The organism is Bacillus sp. FG16, assembly GCF_057809515.1.
This window is the reverse complement of record NZ_JBMDKC010000001.1, coordinates 78,320-96,740: the sequence shown is the minus strand read 5'-3', so window position 1 is coordinate 96,740 and position 18,421 is coordinate 78,320. Positions and strand designations below refer to the sequence as shown.

Genomic DNA, 18,421 nt, shown 5'->3' with positions numbered 1-18,421 from the left:
CATGTCCCCCCTTATAGATAAAGCGGCATATGTTGTAAACCTGTTGTCTCTTCTAGTCCCGCTATTATGTTTGCATTTTGAATCGCTTGCCCAGCCGCGCCTTTCATCATATTGTCTATAACAGAAACGACCGTAACTCTTTCAGCTCTTTCATCGTAAGCTATGCCAATATCACAATAATTTGAGCCTCTCACTTCTTTTGGACTTGGAAATTTCCCTTGCGTACAAATTCGGATGAAAGGCGATTGTTCATACGTTTCTTCATACAATTTTTGAAGTTGCTTTATTTCCATCTTTTGTTTTACTTTTGCATAAAGTGTAATCATGATTCCTCGTGATATCGGTATTAAATGTGTGCTAAATGTAATTGGCTGTGATTCACTATTCCATTCTGTAAGCATTTGCTCAATCTCTGGAACGTGCTGATGCTCATTCACTTTATAAATGTGCAAGTTATCATATAGCTCAGGAAAATGAGTCATTGTTGTTGGTGTTTTACCTGCTCCTGATACCCCTGATTTCGCATCAATAATAATCGAATCTTCTTCAATCATGCCGCTACGTACTAACGGCGCTATCGCTAGCAATGTGGCTGTAGCAAAACATCCTGGGTTTGCAATTAAATTTGCCTTTTGAATCCCAGTCCTTTTCCATTCACTTAACCCATACACTGCTTTTCTAAGAATTTCTTCTTTCGCTGCTGGCCTTTTATACCACAGTTCATATGACGAAGGATCTATCATACGAAAGTCTCCAGATAGGTCAATTACTTTTAAACCTTCTGCTAATAACTTGGGAGTTAACTCCGCCGATGCTCCTGCTGGGGTTGCTAGAAATACGAATTCTGCTTCTTTTCCTATCGTCTCCACATCAATTTCTTGTAACGTATGAAAAAGGACATTTCGAAGATGCGGATATACATTTGTTATACACTCACCAACTTGTGAAAAAGAATGGAGAGATGCTATCGAAAAATATGGATGTTGTGCTAATAAACGAATTAACTCAATGCCCCCATATCCAGTGGCTCCAATAATTGCGACTTTCATAAGTTCCTCCTCATATCGATTCTTTAAATTAAGTATGATTATAATATTGTATATTTATAGAGTCAATTAAATATTTATAAATTTTTAAATCTAAAAAAACTTAATTTTATTAGAAAAATAATATACTCAACCGAATTTTTATACAAAAATAGTGCATAGTAGTTTTTTTATTTCACTTCAAGTACAATAAAACAATACATACGTACATACAGGCGGGGAAAAATATGAACGAAAAATTAATTGAGAAAATGATTATAAAAAGTTTTCAACAATATCAATGCAGTCCAATATCAAAAGAAGATCAGGAAATGCTAGTGAAACATATTCAAACGGTGACTCATTCAAATATTGAAATTGATTTATACGAGGAAATTGAGGATATTGTTTATGATTATGTAACTGGAAAACAATAAAAAATAGGAGATTTCCATATGGAAATCTCCTATTTTTTACTTAATGATTTACCTGCTACACGTTCAAATAAACCTGGGAATAAAGCATAAAGTTTCGGGCCAATTCCCATCCACTTCGGTAAGTTTACTTCACGTTTTTTCGTGTGCATCGACTTTACGATTTGTTCTGCTACGTATGTTGGTTTTAACATGTAACGTCCCATATTCTTTACATATGTACCAGATTGATCCGCTATTTCAAAAAAGTTTGTATCTATCGGACCTGGATTAATTGCTGTAACATAAATATCTGTATTGGCTAATTCCATGCGTAAACTATTCGTAAATCCTAATACGGCATGTTTCGTTGCTGCATAAGCACTCGATTTCGGAGTTGCAATTTTTCCAGCAAGTGAAGCAATATTAATAATATGTCCTTCATTCTTGTTTACCATATAAGGTAGTACCTCTTTCGTACATGCTACTAATCCAAATACATTTACTTGGAACATATCTTTTACTTCACCCATTGACGCATCTTCAAACGTTTTAAAAATACCAAATCCCGCATTGTTTACTAATATATCAATACGTCCCACTTCTTGTAATACCTTTGAAAAAACAGACTGTACTTCCATCTCTTCACTTACATCTAATACATAATAATAGCAAGGCGTATTATAAGTTTCTTTAATTTTGTCTACTAACGCTTGTAGTTTCTCTTCTGTTCGAGCCATTAATACTGGAGTCGCTCCCTGTGCTGCAACTTGCATTGCAACTTGCTCACCAATCCCACTAGAAGCACCTGTAATGACGATTACTTTATTTTGTAAACGTCCTGTCATTGCTGTCACCTACTTTGCATAATAAATCAATTGTTGCGATGACTCATCAATCATCACTTGTTGATTATATGCTAAATAGTCCAATTGTCCAACCGTTTCTGAAATAGTAAGTGGTAATTGTTCTTTATATAATACTGGAAATAATTTTACACATACTTCAAATGCTGTCATTGGTTTTTCCTTTAATAACTCAAGCACTTTAAAAGCACGTGTTTCTTGCTTTTGTAATCTCGTTTCAATAAGTTGTTTCACATTTAGAACATCTTCCCCATGCCCTGATAAAATGCGTGAAATATTCATTTCGCTTAAACGCTGTAATGTTTGATTATATTGTAGTAATGGGCGTGCCCGTTCTGTTTGCCCTTCATATGGTGGTTCTAGTATTGGATTCGAAGAAATATGACTAATGAGAGCATCTCCACCAATTAATATTCCATCAGATTCTCTATATAAAGAAATATGAGTAGAAGCATGACCTGGTGTTTCAAGCACTGTAAATCCAGGCAAAGAATTAATACGATCTCCTTCTCTCACAGTATGCGTTAACGATCTATTACAAGAATATTTAAGTGTCCTCGTCGTCAATAACGACTCGTCTTTCAAAAATGCTACTGGCACACCAAACTGTAAGGCCGTCTCTCTAAAAAATTCATGATACCGCTTTAAAAACTCTGGATTTTGTGTGATCCAAGGCTCATTCCAAGGATGTCCAATAATATTCGTCTTCTCAGAAAATATATTTAAAAGTCCACAATGATCTGCATGATGATGCGTAATGACTACTGTTTCAATATCTTCTATCGTATGTCCTAATGCACCTAATTGACTTTCTAACGCATTTCTTGCCTCTTCTGTATTCGTCCCTGTATCAATTAATGTTAATGTCTCCCCCTCAACTAAAAACACATTCACAGTTTCTACTGCAAATGGTACAGGAATCTCCATTCGGTGAATCGCCGTCATGCTTAGCCCCCCTGTCTCTTTCCGGTTCAAAAATGAATACTTCTTCAGTTTACAACTTCTATATATATTTGTCATTATTTTCAGATAAAAAGAGGTGTTTCCTATAAAAAAACGAATGTATGTACATTTATAAGAATTTCTAACCAAAATTAAAGGAGGAACATCATGTCTATTCAAAACATTTCCTTTCTCGGTGCAGGCTCTATTGCTGAAGCTATTATTGGTGGCTTGTTACATGCAAATGTTGTTAAAGGTGAACAAATTACTGTAAGTAATCGTTCTAACGAGACAAGATTACAAGAGCTACATAAAAAATACGGTGTCAAAGGTACTCATAATAAAAAAGAATTACTTACTGATGCAAATATTCTTTTTCTAGCAATGAAACCAAAGGATGTTGCAGAGGCGCTTACCCCTTTTAAAGAATACATAAATAATAACGTGCTTATTATTTCATTACTAGCAGGTGTTTCTACTCACTCAATTAGAAAACTACTTCAAAAAGACGTTCCAATTATTCGTGCAATGCCAAATACATCCGCAACCATTTTAAAATCAGCTACCGCTATCTCCCCTTCGAAACATGCAACAGCGGAACATATTCGCACTGCAACATCTTTATTTGAAACAATTGGTCTCGTCTCTGTTGTAGAGGAAGAAGATATGCATGCTGTCACTGCATTATCCGGAAGTGGACCTGCTTATATTTATTACGTAGTGGAAGCTATGGAAGAAGCTGCAAAAAAAATTGGTTTAAAAGAAGATATTGCAAAATCACTTATTCTTCAAACGATGATTGGTGCTGCTGAAATGCTAAAAGCAAGTGACAAACACCCTTCTATTTTGCGAAAGGAAATTACTTCTCCTGGCGGAACTACCGAAGCAGGTATTGAAGTATTACAAGAACATAAATTTCAACAAGCACTTATTTCTTGTATTACACAGGCAACGGAACGATCACATAATCTTGGAAAAACATTAGAACAACTAACAAAAGAAAAATAGAAAAAGGAGCTCAAGTTTATTTGAGCTCCTTTTTCTATAATTACACTTAGTTATTGTTCTTCCCAAAAATCTCTTCTTGCAGGCGACGACCAGTCGGCGTTGCTGCAAGTCCACCTTCCGCTGTTTCACGAAGTGCTACTGGCATCGTTTGTCCGATTCTAAACATTGCCTCAATTACTTCATCACATGGAATTGTACTCGTTACACCAGCTAATGCTAAATCTGCTGAAATCATCGCATTTGCAGCTCCTGCTGCATTACGTTTTACACAAGGTACTTCTACAAGTCCTGCAACAGGATCACACACTAAACCAAGCATGTTCTTTAATGAAATTGCCATCGCTGTAGCTGCTTGATCTTGTGTTCCACCAGCCATCTCAACTGCAGCTGCAGCCGCCATTCCACTTGCTGAACCAACTTCAGCTTGGCATCCTCCTGCCGCACCAGAAATACAAGCGTTATTCGCAACAACCATACCGAAAGCTCCTGCTGTAAATAAGAATTCAATCATTTCTTCACGTGTAGGCTGCAATTTTTCTCTTAGCGCAAATAGTACACCTGGCACTGTTCCAGCAGACCCTGCTGTTGGTGTTGCACAAATAATTCCCATCGCTGCGTTTACTTCATTTGTTGCAACAGCTTTGCTTACTGCATCCAAAATCGTATCTCCAGATAAGCCTTTTCCACTCTTCATATACGCTTGAACTTTTACAGCATCTCCACCAGTTAAACCAGTTGGTGATTTCACGCCGCGAATACCACGTTCTACTGCTTGTTCCATCACGACTAAGTTCTTTTCCATACCAGCAATTACTTCTTCACGTGAAATACTTCTTGTTTCCATTTCACATTGAATCATAATTTCTGCGATTTTTACATTTTGTTCTTTAGCTTGCGCCACTAGTTCCGCTGCGTTCCGAAACATGGTGTGTCCCCCCTGCAATTAATCCATAATAGTTACTTGACAAATATTTTGTTGCGCTTTTATTTCTTCAATTACTTCATCTGCTAATAATTCATCTGTTTCAATAACCATAAGCGCTCTTCTTCCTTTTTCTTTACGAGAAACACTCATTGTACTAATGTTAATCTCGTTTGTAGCAAGGATTGAAGCTACTGCTGCAATAGCACCAAAGCGATCGTTATTTACAATAAGTAGTGCTGGACTTGTGCCTGATAATTGAAGATCGAATCCGTTTAATTCTACAACTTCAATTTTACCGCCACCAATTGAGCAAGCAACCACTTCAATTTCTTCTTCACCTTTATACAAACGAATTTTCGCTGTATTTGGGTGAGGTGCATTGGCATCTTCTTCAATGAATTCCACTTCAATTCCGCGCTCTTTTGCTATTTCTAGCGCCTCTGGAATACGTAAGTCATCTGTTTCAAATCCTAATATTCCACCGATTAGTGCTACATCCGTACCATGCCCTCGATACGTCTTTGCAAATGATCCATATAACGAAATGCTTACTCTTTCTGGTTCATGACGAAACAGCTGGCGAGCAACTTGCCCCATTCTTGCCGCGCCTGCTGTATGTGAACTTGATGGTCCAATCATAACTGGACCGATAATATCAAATACTGAGCGATACTTCATCATAACTCCCCCTAAACCTCTATGCAAAAATTTATTCTACTATTCTATTAACCTGCTACATCTGTCGCTTTTCCAGTTGTACCACGAATTTGTTCTGCTGTATGAATTGGATAATTTTCAAATAAAAGTAATCCAATATAACCTGAAATAATACCAGTTATAATAATACATAAGAATCTTAGCATTATTTTCATTAAAAAATGATATAAGATAATCCACAATAAAGTCTGGTAGCAATCCAAAGTTTAACACAGAAGCCATTGCAAGGATAGCATAAACAAGCGATATCTTTCCTATTATAATTCTCATGTTACTCTCTCATGGTTTAGTCAACTTCACTTGTTACGATAATAACTAAAAAGCATGTGACTTATCATAAATTATAATCTGCCCTCATTATAGCTTGTTTTTTATAAAACGCTTACTTTTGTTGAATTTTAAAAGTTCTGAATAAAAGTCCATTCCTGCTATTTGTATCACTTGTATGTCATCTGACTTATATAACAGTTTTTCTAAATAATCATTATTTCGTATTTTTATCGTATATATTCAAACCATTCTAATTTTCTGTATCATCCAAGTATAAATATAAAATAATAACAGTTTTATTTTTAAATTTTTTTAGACATAAAAAAATGGTAACCTATCGTTACCATTTTTTACAAAATTATTATTTTTCTACTGGGAATGATTTCAAATCTGTCGCTATTTCTGTATTAGAAAACAACTCTCTTGCCTCTTTCAATAATTCCTTATATGTATCTCCTTGATAGCGAGAACTAATGTGAGTTAAGATTAATCGCTTCGCATTTGCCTGAAGTGCAATGCTCGCAGCTTGCTTAGATGTGGAATGAAAATAATCATGCGCTTGTTGCTCATCTTCTGCTGCGAAAGTCGCTTCATGGACAAGTACATCTGCATCTTGCGCAAGCTCCCTACTCGCTTCGCAATATCGCGTATCACCTAAGATAGTAATAATTCTTCCTTTTTGAGGTGGGCCGATAAACTCATTTCCATTTAATATCGTGCCACCCTCTAATTCAACTACTTCTCCATCCTTTAAACGTTTAAAGATTGGACCTGGTTTCACACCCATCTCAAGCAACTTATCAACTAAAAGAGCACCTTGTATATCTTTCTCTACAATACGATATCCAAAACATTCTATACCGTGTGACAATCTTTTCGTTTCTACATAAAATTCATTATCTTCAAATACGGTACCTTCTTCTGTTATCTCCACAACTTCAAGTGGATATTTCACATGTGTCGTACTTACCGATAATGCCACTTCAATAAATTGTTTAATTCCTTTCGGTCCATACACCGTTAAAGGCGTAGTTCCTCCTTGAAATGAACGGCTACCTAATAAACCAGGCAATCCAAAAATATGATCGCCATGTAAATGCGTAATAAATATTTTTTCAATGCGGCGCGGACGTACAGATGTATGTAATATTTGATGTTGCGTGGCCTCGCCACAATCAAATAACCAAGTTTGTCCTCGTTCTTCTAACAATTGTAAAGCAATTGCTGAAACGTTCCTTCCTTTTGAAGGAACACCTGCACCAGTTCCTAAAAATACAAATTCCACTTTCTTTCCTCCAGCTCTAAATATACTCTATCTCTCATCTTACGGAATGTTATTTCAAATGGCAAATTGAATTTACATAACCAATCATCTAGACAACTATATAACACGAACATTATACTTAAAAAATTTAGCAATCGTTCGTGTTTTGTGTTAAAATGATTATACTACATTTTAAGGGAGCGTTTTATTATGAAAGAAGTATTTCGTTTACAAACTGATTTTTCATCTTCATTTGATCGCTGGGTAAGTTCTTTCGTGTCTGATCACCCAGCACAATTAGAATGGACAACTTTAAAGGAATTAATCCATGAATATACAACATCACATACAAATGATACGTTACCAGCATATATTTCTTCAGCTTTAACATATTACGCCCAACGCGTTTCAACTACAAACAGTTCAGAGATTGTTATTTTTGAAAACCCTACAATCTCGTAATCTATAATAAAAAAGCACTGGTTACAGTGCTTTTTTTATTTATACTTATTTAGCAAATGATTATATTCCGTCCAAAAGTCTGTATACATACTTTGATCAAACTCATCTAAAATTACCTTTTCACTTGATTTATTGAATAATTCTTTTGCTTGTAGCGCAAAAGAAACAATTTGTTTTCTATATTCATTTTCATTTACTTCTATATGAAGCCCTTCATAGTATATAGCCTCTTGATCAGTAGAAATAACTTTGACAAAATCCTTTAAAACCACATTTTCACCTATATGGTTTATAGTCCAATGAATTGAAATTGGGCATCCTAACATGAGCATAGTGCCACATCCGTGCAAAATAAGCCCCTCTTCATTTTCAATATCACAAATATATTCTTTATCTAAAGTTCGTAACAGAGCTAAAGCTGATTCACTTATTCCCCATTCCTCATCCATACCTGTCTACGTAATAATCGTTCCAGCCACATTTAAATAAAGGGAAACTTTAATCAGTGGGGGGCACCGTCCCCACTGATTATTAGTTGAACCAATCGGGCTTTTACGGGCAGTTTGATCTCTCCCACCTAACTCCTTTGCTCTAGCCGAATTTTGAGGTGGGAGTCTTACTGCCCGTTAATGCGGGATATATTTCTCCATGAGAACATAAATCTTCCTGCTCATTAAACAACCACTTTTGATTCTCAATATTTATAATAAAATTTTGTGGTACCATTACAAATTCCCCTCTTATAAAAATATTTATTTTCCACATTATTTATAATTAATATCATGCATTTCATCCCATATATCTATTATAAATCCATTTAATATTTTAAAAACACAGATAAAAAAGATATTGACACTACGATTTTACAGTGCTAACATTCAACATGTAATTGAATATGGTCTCTGTTAGGTGAGGCTCCTGTATAGAGAAACGCTGCTGCCCAAAAATGTCGAGAGACGCCAATGGGTCAACAGGAAAGGTCGGAATGAAGGCCTTTCTTAACGTAGCTGGTTTCAGTACCTATGCTATACAGTGCTAAAACTCAACGAGGGAGAGGTGCATATATTTTGTCACACACAAAAACTGTTTTTATTTATGTCTACTAGCAGTCTTTGTTGTGGACTCTTTTAACTGCGAATTCAGACCTTTACTCGTTTTGAGTAAAGGTCTTTTTACGTATCTATGCACCTTACTATGAAACAAACATAGCATATTCAGAAACTACTAAATTGTACGGAGGTGAGGAACAGTTGGCAATTGATGATTCGGCCCAGATACCCATACGTTTTACATTCATATTTCATCATGTAGGTAGGAAAGAAACTGTTCCTCACCATTTCAAATAGTTAGGTAACAGATTGTTTCCTCCTTCATGACAGAGGAGGAACTACCAATGTTTAATTTACAAAGACAAGAAACAAAGCATGCTTATGAGCAAAATAGCATGCAAACAAATAACGAATTATTAGTGGAGGTTGCAACACAAGATGTAATCTCTGCGTTAAAACTTCTAGAAACAACACAAGATGGATTATCTAAACAAGAAGCGTCTCGTAGACTTTCTTTATACGGTCCGAACGAAATAGCTCATAATAAAATGGCGCCGTGGTACATTCAATTTCTTTCGGCATTTAAAAATCCATTTATTTTCGTTTTATTAGCTCTTGGAGCACTCTCCTTTTTCACAGATGACATACAAGGAACAATTGTCGTATCTGCAATGGTACTACTTAGTGCAACGATTCGGTTTTCCCAAGAATTTCGTTCTCAAAAAGCTGCCGATAAGTTAAAAGCTATGGTTCGAACAACTGCGAGTGTATTTAGAATAAATGGATTTGTACATGAAATAAAAAATGTAACGAATTTAAATCGAAATTACACAACAGAAATTCCAATTGAGGAACTTGTACCTGGCGATATTATTTCCCTTTCAGCAGGTGATATCGTTCCCGCTGATGCGCGTATTGTATCCGCTAAAGATTTATTTGTTAATCAATCTTCCTTAACAGGGGAAGCACTTCCTGTAGAAAAATACGAACACTGCTACCATACAGAAAATAAGCATATCTTACCGAAAAACATGAAAAAAAATTACAATCCACTCGATATGGAAAACCTTTGTTTCATGGGAACAAATATTGTAAGTGGTAGCGCAAAAGCTGTTGTCATCTCAACAAGTACTGATACGTATTTCGGCTCTTTAGCAAATAAGGTAATCGGAAAGCGTGTAGAAACAAGCTTTGATAAAGGTGTAAACAAAGTAAGCTGGCTCTTAATTACATTCATGCTTATTATGGCGCCTATTGTCCTTCTCATTAATGGATTCACAAAAGGAGATTGGCAAGAAGCTTTCTTCTTCGCTATTGCAGTTGCTGTTGGTCTTACACCAGAAATGTTACCAATGATTGTAACTGCTAATTTAGCTAAAGGTGCCGTTAACATGTCTAAACAAAAAGTAATTGTAAAACAACTAAATTCTATTCAAAACTTAGGTGCTATGAACATTCTTTGTACAGATAAAACCGGAACTTTAACAGAAGATAAAGTTGTCCTTGTTCGTCACTTAGATCCTAGTGGAAATGAATGTAATCGCGTCTTGCAATTTGCCTATTTAAATAGTTTCTATCAAACTGGATTGAAAAACTTAATAGATAAAGCTGTTATTAAGCATACAGAGGAAAACAATACATTTGATCCATCAGCTTTTCAAAAGCTAGATGAAATTCCATTCGATTTCGCCCGCCGGCGTATGTCAGTCATCGTAAAGGATAGTTCAGGTGAACATACAATGGTTTGTAAAGGTGCCGTAGAAGAAATTTTATCAATTTGTAACTACACTGAAGTGGATAAAAAAATAGTTACACTCACTGAGGAGACACGCTCAAATGTCAAAAAACTAAGCGAGACATTGAATAGTGAAGGTATGCGGGTTATTGCTGTGGCTTATAAAAAAGATAGAAAAATAAATGATAAAGAGTACGCAGTAAAAGACGAAACTGATATGATTCTCGCTGGATATATCGGCTTTTTAGATCCACCGAAACCATCTGCAGCAGCTGCAATTCAAGCATTACAAAAGCATGGTGTACAAGTGAAAATTTTAACTGGCGATAACGAAATTGTTACAAGAAAGGTTTGTAAAGAAGTTGGATTAAATATCGGCGAACCCATCCTCGGTTACGAGATTGATTCTTTACCAGATAAAGCATTAGCAAAACTTGCTGAAGAAACGACTGTATTTGCGAAGCTAAATCCAATGCAAAAATCTCGCATTATACGCGCACTACAAGGAAATGGACACACTGTAGGTTATATGGGAGATGGCATTAACGATGCTGTAGCATTACGTGAAGCTGATGTCGGAATATCCGTTGATACTGCTACTGATATTGCAAAAGAAGCTTCCGATATTATTCTACTCGAAAAAAGTTTAACTATATTAGAAGCCGGGATTTTAGAAGGGCGTACTACATTCGGAAATATTTTAAAATATATTAAGATGACAGCTAGCTCTAACTTCGGTAATGTGTTTAGCGTGTTAGTAGCAAGTGCTTTCATTCCCTTTTTACCGATGCTTGCCATTCATCTTTTAATTCAAAACTTACTTTATGATATTTCACAACTTTCTATTCCATGGGACAAAATGGATAAAGAGTTTCTAGAAAAGCCACGAAAATGGGATACTGCAAACTTACGAAACTTCATTATTTGTATCGGCCCAATTAGTTCTATATTTGATATTATCACATACGTAGTCATGTGGAATGTATTTGGCGCAAATACACCGAGCGAACAATCATTATTCCAGTCCGGTTGGTTTGTCGTTGGATTGTTAACACAAACTTTAATTGTTCACATGATAAGAACACAGAAGATTCCATTTATTCAAAGCGCTGCATCAACACCAGTCGTTTTATTAACTGCTCTTATTATGGCAATCGGGATTTATATTCCATTCTCACCACTTGGTGCAGCCGTTGGTTTACAAGCATTGCCACTTAGCTACTTCCCTTGGTTAGTAGGAATACTATTAGGCTACGCTGTCTTAACACAATTCCTGAAAAAGCTTTATATTAAAAAGTTTCATAGCTGGTTGTAAAAATAAGAATGAGTGGGTATCCCCCGCTCATTCTAAAAAACATAACAGATACTTATATATGGAGGTGACCATGATGGTATGGTACGACATTGTATTCAGATTAGTTATCGCAATTATTGTAGGTGCTTGCATCGGAATGGAAAGGCAATGGAGACACCGAATGGCCGGGCTGAGGACAAATGCTCTCGTATCACTTGGTGCCTGTATATTTGTTTTATTATCCGTCATGCTTGATCATGATGCTAGCCCATCCCGCATTGCTGCTCAAGTTGTTAGTGGTATTGGTTTTTTAGGGGGTGGCGTTATTATCCGCGATGGTTTTAGTATTAGAGGGCTAAATACGGCAGCTACTTTATGGTGTGCAGCTGCTGTCGGTACTCTTACAGGCGCCGGTTTCCTCGTTGCAGCTATATTAGGTGCAGCCGGCGTGTTACTAGCAAATATACTTCTTCGCCCAATTGCTCTTTTTATGAATAAAAAATCAAAAGAAGAATCACCTGAACAAACGAACTACTTACTTTCCCTTACTTGTTCAGAAGAAAATGAAGCACATATTCGTTTTTTACTTATGCATATGGTAAGTACAGAAGGGCTCAGTTTAAAAGAGTTGTATAGTGAAGATGTAGATTCTAATCAAAAAGTTTGTATACAGGCTACATTACATTGCAAGACAAATGCAGCTATCTTAATTGAAAAAATAGTAAGTAGAATGCTATTAGAATCTGGCGTTACTGGAGCTGGATGGAAGACTTCTTTAGATTTAGAAGCGAGTTAAATAGGAAAGGTGTCATGATATTTACTACTTCATGACACCTTCTACATAAACTTATTTTCTAACTTTTGTTGAAACGACTTCTCTTGCTTGCGTAGTAGTTGACTACCTCGTTGTAAAAGCGGGGTTCCATACTTATCATTAATTTGATCAATGACAGCAAGTAGCGGTTCTTTTTTTGCATCCTCTTCAAATGAAAACAAATCTAATTGTTTCACCGATTCTGTCTTCCACTCTATTTCAGTAGCTGTAACACCTAGTAAACGCACGGAATCACCATCCCAATGTTGCTTCCATAAACGGGATGCTGCTTGAAAAATATCGCGTTCTTCCCAAATCGCATTTTTCAATTGCTTACTCCGTGTTACTGTTCGCCTATCATGGTATTTAATCATAATTTGAATATTATAGCTGACAAGGGTTCGCTTTTGTAACCTTTTACTCACTGACTTTGATAAACGTTCTAACATATCAAGTAATTCTTTCTCTTCATCCATATCCTTTGAAAAAGTCATCGAGTTACCGACGCTTTTATGCTGTCCCATTTGACTCGGATCCACTTCCCTATCATCCATACCTTTTGCACGCCTTTGCAAATCAACACCGTGCTTGCCAATTTTAGCGCGAATGATATGCTCGTCTCCCTTTGCCAACTGTTCAATTGTCTGTATATGAATATCATTTAATTTTTCAGCTGTTTTCTCACCAATTCCATGCATTGCTCTAACTGGACGTGGCCAAATCAGTTCTGGAATATCGCGTTTTCGAAGCACGGTAATACCAAGTGGTTTTTTCATATCTGAAGCGGTCTTTGCTAGAAATAGATTTGGAGCAATTCCGATACTACACGGTAGCTGCAACTCTGTTAATAGTGCCTGTTGAATCATCTTTGCTATTTCAAGAGGCGAACCAAGTGCGTAGCAATCTGTAATATCTAAATATCCTTCATCTATTGAGACTGGTTGTATCTTTTCTGTAAAACGAGAAAGGACTTGAAACATTTGAAATGAAGCTTCGCGATATAATGTGAAATTAGGACGCCTTACAACTAATTGCGGGCATAACCTTTTCGCTTCCCAAAGGGGCATCGTCGTACGTATTCCGTATTCTCTCGCCTCATAACTACATGTTATAATAATTCCTTTTCTCTCTTTTTCATTTCCAGCAACCGCTAATGGCTTTCCTTGTAATGATGGATCATGAGCAATTTCAACAGATGCGAAAAAGCAATTCATATCTACATGCAAAATTACACGACCATTTTTCGGATACATTTCTCGCATAGTACTCACCCCCCTAATCAGAACATTCGTTCTTTCATTATATCAAATTTTGCACAATAGTTATAATAATTACTTGTTCTTTTTTATAATCCATATAAAGAGGATACACATGTGAAAGAGGCTGATTATGATGAAATTAACTATATGTTCCTTGTAGTTATATTAATCATCATAATTAATTATTTACTCCTTCCAATTTTCAACATGAATACGTTTGGATTTTTCTCTCGTCTAATATTATATACTGCCATGATTTTTCTTGTATTGGCTTATACGCCTTATAAAAATAATCGAATCAAAATAAAAAGCGTGTAAATCACAATTGATTTACACGCTTTTTCTATTCTATTACTTCGCTACTTCTTCAATAATTGCAACAACTAATTCTGCTGTTTTTGCTAACTCTTCAACAGGAATCTTCTCGTTTGTTGTATGAATTTCTTCATAACCAACTGCCAAGTTAACTGTTGGGATACCGTGTCCTGCAATTACGTTTGCATCACTTCCGCCACCACTTTGGTGAAGAGAAGGTGTACGACCAATTTTTTCAGCTGCACGTTTCGCAACTTCTACAACGTGATCGCCATCTGCAAATTTAAATCCTGGGTACATAACGTTTACTTCAACGTCTGCATGACCACCCATTTCTTTTGCAGTTGTTTCAAATGCTTCTTTCATTTTCGCAACTTGTGCTTCCATTTTCTCATTGATTAAAGAACGAGCTTCTGCAAAGATTTGTACATGATCGCAAACGATATTCGTTTGTGTACCACCTTCAAAACGTCCAATGTTTGCAGTCGTTTCAGAGTCAATGCGACCAAGTGGCATCTTCGCAATTGCTTTCGCTGCAATAGTAATTGCAGATACACCTTTCTCCGGTGCTACACCAGCGTGAGCTGTTTTCCCGCGAATAATTGCGTTCACTTTCGCTTGTGTTGGAGCTGCAACAACGATTTCACCAACTTTTCCATCGCTATCTAATGCGTAGCCATACTTCGCTGTAATACGCTCACGATCTAAAGCTTTTGCACCAACAAGACCTGATTCTTCTCCGACTGTAATAATAAATTCAATTTTACCGTGAGGGATATTTTTCTCTTTTAAAACACGGATTGCTTCGAACATTGATGCTAATCCAGCTTTATCATCCGCACCTAAAATTGTTGTACCATCTGATACGATATATCCATCTTTAATAGAAGGCTTAATTCCATTACCAGGAACTACTGTATCCATATGAGAAGTAAAGTAAATTGTATCAACACCATCTTTTGTTGCTGGTAAAGTACAAATTAAGTTACCTGCACCATGACCAGTTACAGCCATTGTGTCATCTTCAAATACTTCTACACCTAAATCTGTAAATTTCTTCGTTAATACTTTGCAGATTTCTGCTTCAAATTTCGTTTCAGAATCTACTTGTACTAATTCCATAAATTCATTTACTAAACGTTCTTGATTAATCATAAGACTGCGCCTCCTGCACTACCATTATGTATGTAACACTATTAATTATAACAGAATTTCGCAAAAGTTTCGAAATACAAGACAAAAAACAGATGGTTTACATGTCTAGATAACCATCTGCTTTCTATTACTCATTTAACAATACCCAGCGCATATGATCCTCCCACACGCCATTTACCATTAACATCTTCCTAGACACGCCTTCATATTGAAAGCCTATCTTCGTCACTACTTGTATAGATGCTAAATTACGAGGCATAATCGGAGCTTCTATACGATGTAACTGAAATCCCTCAAAAGCAACTTGAATTGCTTTTCTAAGCGCTTCTGTCGTATACCCTTTGTTTAACTCTGCTTTATCTAATTTATAACCGAGTACACAAGATTGATAAATGCCACGAACGATTAAATTAAATGAAATGCACCCAATTATTTTCGTATCATCACCTTTTTTAAAAATCCATAGTCTGATGATTTTCCCTTCTTCGAACTCTTTTCTATCCTTTTGCAACTTTTTCTTTTGATAATCTAGCGTAAAAAAATCATCCGGTCTATACTCTTCCCAAGCTTTTAAAAACTCACGATTTCTGTCGTAATATTGAAGAACTGTTTCAGCATACGACTCATCAATTTCCCTTAAATATAAACGATCTGTTTCGTATATTTTCATCATCGTATCTCCATTCTTCAGCTTGCCCAACTAAAAATTAACAATATACCCTTTTACTATATTCTCTACACACACTCAAATTTCCTGTTATATTTTGCAACCCCTTCCCGAATTTTGTCCTTACTCTCCCCTTGTCCATAATTTCATTTCTCGTTACAATGAAATTGTACTGATTTGCAAGGAGGTATAACGATGCATAAAAAAGCTCAAAAAATTATGGTTTATGTGATGCTAATTTCTATGCTTGTAACAACATTACTTGCTGGCGCGAGTATGTTTTGGTAAAAAGGGCGATGTGTTCGTCCTTTTTTTACTTTTTACACATGACAAAATAAACCATCTCGACATCGAGATGGTTTATTTTATATAAAACACAATCGCTACAATACTAAAGGAAAATGACATTACAAGTGCTATTACAAAACTTGTATATTGTTTCTGCTGAAATGCCCCGATAACAAAAGTGAGATTAAGTAATGCCATACATACAATCGCTACAAGATAAGAACATATATTAAAAGTTGCCAATATGAATGTAATAACAAATAGAAATCCCATAAAAAACTGCATATACGAAAGTTTTGGATTCAAGTACATATGAGCAACCCCTTTATCTAATTTTATCTTTCTATACTTTCATTAACGCACGGTTATGTACACATGTCAAGACAACTTATTACAATAGAAAAAGCCAACCTTTTCGTTGACTTCTTCATATGCAACGGCTCCTTTTTCTTTTGCCAATTGCTGAAATGATTTTTTCGATTTCACAATCCATACTTTCGTTCCAATTGGAATACGATCAAACAAATATTCCACATCGTTTTTCTTCATTCTTATACATCCTTGTGAAATATACTTTCCAATTGAACTCGGTTGGTTTGTTCCATGTATTCCATATTTACTTCCATCAGTTCCTCTTGCATTAAATCCAATCCACCTTGATCCAAGTGGATTTTTTGGCGATCCACCTGGAATATCCTTCGCAATATAATACGGATCCTTCGCTTTCATTACAACATCAAAAGTTCCTTCTGGAGTTAATTCATTCGTTTTTCCTGTCGCTACTGGAAAAACCTTTTGAATCTTTCCATCGTCAATGTAAGCTAATTTATTCGTTGCTTTATTTACAATAATAAAAGGATCTCCGGCACGTGGATTATCCCCAAGAGGCCAAATCGGCGATAAAGAAAGACATAATATGATAGAGAGAAGATACGGCATAGATAATTCCTACCTTCTATATAAGTTCTTTTATATTATCCTTTCCCTTAAAGCGACTTTTAATGAGTAAATATTGTTCCATTTCATACACAAGTTGAACAAGTTTCGCACGTATCTCAAATTCTTCGCGTGTAGCTGGCAATGGCATGTCTCTAAATAATTCCCTCATTTCTTGAAGCTGCCTTAAGGAAATAACTCCAGTACTCTCAGGGCTAATAGCATTACCAATGTTTTCAACAACATCTGCAATCATGTCAGCTTGTTCATACGTCCACGATAAAGAAGCTGCTAGTGGTATCATTCTCTCTAAAATTTCGAATTGTTGCATACGCATATTAAAATAACGATAGTAATAATCATCTTCTCGCATAAATGCATTCTCAAGTTTTTTAAACGATAAATCTCTTGCTTCATTTAACATATTCTCGGTTTCAATGAGTTCTGCTCCACTCCAACTACTTTCTCGATTTCGTAAATACACAACCATTTCAAACAAAATCGTTTTAAAATTACTCTCTATTTTATCCTGATACTCTTTTAGCTTATTTTCACTACTCGGCATATACATATTTACTAATAACGCCACGCTAATCCCTATCGTTAATATAGCAATTTCATTTCCAACTATAAGCCATGTAATTTGCTTCAATGAATATAGATGCATAACAATAACTGAACTCGTGACAATACCTTCTTGAATTTTAAGCATTACTGCAGTCGGAATAAATGTAAGTAACAATATGCTAATTGCAAGTGGTGTATAGCCGATCGTTTCAAAAATACAAAACGCGAATACCATTGATAATACACACGCTAGAAAACGATGTAACGACACTTGAAGCGATTTGCGCTTCGTATTTTGTACACATAAAATAACTAAAATACCTGCTGAACTATAAAATTCTAATCCTAATAACTGAGCAATAAAAACTGCCGCGCCTGTCCCAATTGCTGTTTTTACTGTACGGTATCCAATTTTGAACATATCATTGCTCCTATATGTATAAACGTATT

At 35.8% G+C, this 18,421-nt stretch carries 19 protein-coding genes, 1 pseudogene and 1 riboswitch; of the genes and pseudogenes, 6 read left to right on the top strand and 14 right to left on the bottom strand.

Annotated features, from left to right (window positions below; translation table 11 throughout):
• Nucleotides 1-11: 11 nt before the first annotated feature.
• Entirely contained in the window at nucleotides 12-1,049 is a 1,038-nt protein-coding gene (gene argC, locus ACODS7_RS00605) for an N-acetyl-gamma-glutamyl-phosphate reductase (RefSeq protein ID WP_243168074.1), read from the bottom strand.
• Between the two features lie 224 nt (nucleotides 1,050-1,273).
• Here argC and ACODS7_RS00600 point away from each other — a divergent pair, with 224 nt between their 5' ends.
• Complete coding sequence (locus tag ACODS7_RS00600) at nucleotides 1,274-1,462, top strand: YqzH family protein (RefSeq protein WP_001003222.1); 189 nt, start codon at nucleotides 1,274-1,276, stop codon at nucleotides 1,460-1,462.
• A gap of 29 nt (nucleotides 1,463-1,491) precedes the next feature.
• On the opposite strand, the gene ACODS7_RS00595 is transcribed toward ACODS7_RS00600, so the two are convergent.
• Nucleotides 1,492-2,286 (bottom strand): SDR family NAD(P)-dependent oxidoreductase, encoded by a 795-nt coding sequence (locus ACODS7_RS00595; RefSeq protein WP_243168075.1) that lies wholly within the window; start codon nucleotides 2,284-2,286, stop codon nucleotides 1,492-1,494.
• Nucleotides 2,287-2,295: 9 nt separating this feature from the next.
• Entirely contained in the window at nucleotides 2,296-3,249 is a 954-nt protein-coding gene (locus ACODS7_RS00590) for an MBL fold metallo-hydrolase (RefSeq protein ID WP_016080348.1), read from the bottom strand.
• 165 nt (nucleotides 3,250-3,414) lie between these two features.
• Between ACODS7_RS00590 and proI the strand changes: the two genes are divergently transcribed.
• Nucleotides 3,415-4,254, top strand: a complete 840-nt coding sequence (gene proI / locus ACODS7_RS00585; protein ID WP_029443271.1) for a pyrroline-5-carboxylate reductase ProI — start codon at nucleotides 3,415-3,417, stop codon at nucleotides 4,252-4,254.
• Between the two features lie 46 nt (nucleotides 4,255-4,300).
• On the opposite strand, the gene sdaAA is transcribed toward proI, so the two are convergent.
• The 4 genes from sdaAA to rnz form a co-directional block, all read right to left on the bottom strand.
• Nucleotides 4,301-5,179 carry an L-serine ammonia-lyase, iron-sulfur-dependent, subunit alpha gene (gene sdaAA / locus ACODS7_RS00580; RefSeq protein WP_000489461.1) on the bottom strand — a complete coding sequence of 293 codons (879 nt, stop codon included), beginning with the start codon at nucleotides 5,177-5,179 and terminating at the stop codon, nucleotides 4,301-4,303.
• Nucleotides 5,180-5,197: 18 nt separating this feature from the next.
• The gene (gene sdaAB / locus ACODS7_RS00575; RefSeq protein WP_000877449.1) at nucleotides 5,198-5,857 is read right to left on the bottom strand and encodes an L-serine ammonia-lyase, iron-sulfur-dependent subunit beta; all 660 of its coding nucleotides are present in this window, start codon (nucleotides 5,855-5,857) and stop codon (nucleotides 5,198-5,200) included.
• A 47-nt stretch (nucleotides 5,858-5,904) separates the two neighbouring features.
• Complete coding sequence (locus ACODS7_RS00570) at nucleotides 5,905-6,051, bottom strand: hypothetical protein (protein ID WP_042969069.1); 147 nt, start codon at nucleotides 6,049-6,051, stop codon at nucleotides 5,905-5,907.
• A 476-nt stretch (nucleotides 6,052-6,527) separates the two neighbouring features.
• Complete coding sequence (rnz, locus tag ACODS7_RS00565; RefSeq protein WP_243168076.1) at nucleotides 6,528-7,451, bottom strand: ribonuclease Z; 924 nt, start codon at nucleotides 7,449-7,451, stop codon at nucleotides 6,528-6,530.
• A 189-nt stretch (nucleotides 7,452-7,640) separates the two neighbouring features.
• On the opposite strand from rnz, the gene ACODS7_RS00560 reads away from it, so the two are divergent.
• The gene (locus tag ACODS7_RS00560) at nucleotides 7,641-7,892 is read left to right on the top strand and encodes a DUF3932 family protein (RefSeq protein ID WP_000665709.1); all 252 of its coding nucleotides are present in this window, start codon (nucleotides 7,641-7,643) and stop codon (nucleotides 7,890-7,892) included.
• A 35-nt stretch (nucleotides 7,893-7,927) separates the two neighbouring features.
• Here ACODS7_RS00560 and ACODS7_RS00555 read toward each other — a convergent pair.
• Nucleotides 7,928-8,436: pseudogene (locus ACODS7_RS00555) on the bottom strand (hypothetical protein).
• Between the two features lie 350 nt (nucleotides 8,437-8,786).
• A riboswitch (M-box (ykoK) riboswitch) is annotated at nucleotides 8,787-8,954 on the top strand.
• 331 nt (nucleotides 8,955-9,285) lie between these two features.
• Between ACODS7_RS00555 and mgtA the strand changes: the two are divergent.
• Both mgtA and ACODS7_RS00545 read left to right on the top strand, forming a co-directional pair.
• On the top strand, nucleotides 9,286-11,991 hold the full coding sequence (gene mgtA, locus ACODS7_RS00550; RefSeq protein WP_243168077.1) for a magnesium-translocating P-type ATPase: 2,706 nt from the start codon (nucleotides 9,286-9,288) through the stop codon (nucleotides 11,989-11,991).
• A gap of 73 nt (nucleotides 11,992-12,064) precedes the next feature.
• Entirely contained in the window at nucleotides 12,065-12,766 is a 702-nt protein-coding gene (locus ACODS7_RS00545) for an MgtC/SapB family protein (protein ID WP_050844500.1), read from the top strand.
• A 41-nt stretch (nucleotides 12,767-12,807) separates the two neighbouring features.
• Here the strand turns inward: ACODS7_RS00545 and ACODS7_RS00540 are convergent, their stop codons facing one another.
• From ACODS7_RS00540 to ACODS7_RS00530, 3 genes are all read right to left on the bottom strand, one after another.
• Nucleotides 12,808-14,046, bottom strand: a complete 1,239-nt coding sequence (locus tag ACODS7_RS00540) for a DNA polymerase IV (protein WP_098138119.1) — start codon at nucleotides 14,044-14,046, stop codon at nucleotides 12,808-12,810.
• Nucleotides 14,047-14,394: 348 nt separating this feature from the next.
• Complete coding sequence (locus ACODS7_RS00535) at nucleotides 14,395-15,513, bottom strand: tripeptidase T (RefSeq protein WP_000609803.1); 1,119 nt, start codon at nucleotides 15,511-15,513, stop codon at nucleotides 14,395-14,397.
• Nucleotides 15,514-15,640: 127 nt separating this feature from the next.
• Nucleotides 15,641-16,186 carry a GNAT family N-acetyltransferase gene (locus ACODS7_RS00530; RefSeq protein ID WP_042969071.1) on the bottom strand — a complete coding sequence of 182 codons (546 nt, stop codon included), beginning with the start codon at nucleotides 16,184-16,186 and terminating at the stop codon, nucleotides 15,641-15,643.
• Between the two features lie 189 nt (nucleotides 16,187-16,375).
• Between ACODS7_RS00530 and prli42 the strand changes: the two genes are divergently transcribed.
• The gene (prli42, locus tag ACODS7_RS00525) at nucleotides 16,376-16,468 is read left to right on the top strand and encodes a stressosome-associated protein Prli42 (protein WP_000549037.1); all 93 of its coding nucleotides are present in this window, start codon (nucleotides 16,376-16,378) and stop codon (nucleotides 16,466-16,468) included.
• Between the two features lie 72 nt (nucleotides 16,469-16,540).
• Here the strand turns inward: prli42 and ACODS7_RS00520 are convergent, their stop codons facing one another.
• The 3 genes from ACODS7_RS00520 to ACODS7_RS00510 form a co-directional block, all read right to left on the bottom strand.
• Complete coding sequence (locus ACODS7_RS00520; RefSeq protein ID WP_000281167.1) at nucleotides 16,541-16,780, bottom strand: DUF3894 domain-containing protein; 240 nt, start codon at nucleotides 16,778-16,780, stop codon at nucleotides 16,541-16,543.
• A 66-nt stretch (nucleotides 16,781-16,846) separates the two neighbouring features.
• Complete coding sequence (locus ACODS7_RS00515) at nucleotides 16,847-17,407, bottom strand: L,D-transpeptidase (protein WP_050844501.1); 561 nt, start codon at nucleotides 17,405-17,407, stop codon at nucleotides 16,847-16,849.
• A gap of 16 nt (nucleotides 17,408-17,423) precedes the next feature.
• Entirely contained in the window at nucleotides 17,424-18,392 is a 969-nt protein-coding gene (locus ACODS7_RS00510) for an aromatic acid exporter family protein (RefSeq protein WP_000472671.1), read from the bottom strand.
• Between the last annotated feature and the right edge of the window lie 29 nt (nucleotides 18,393-18,421).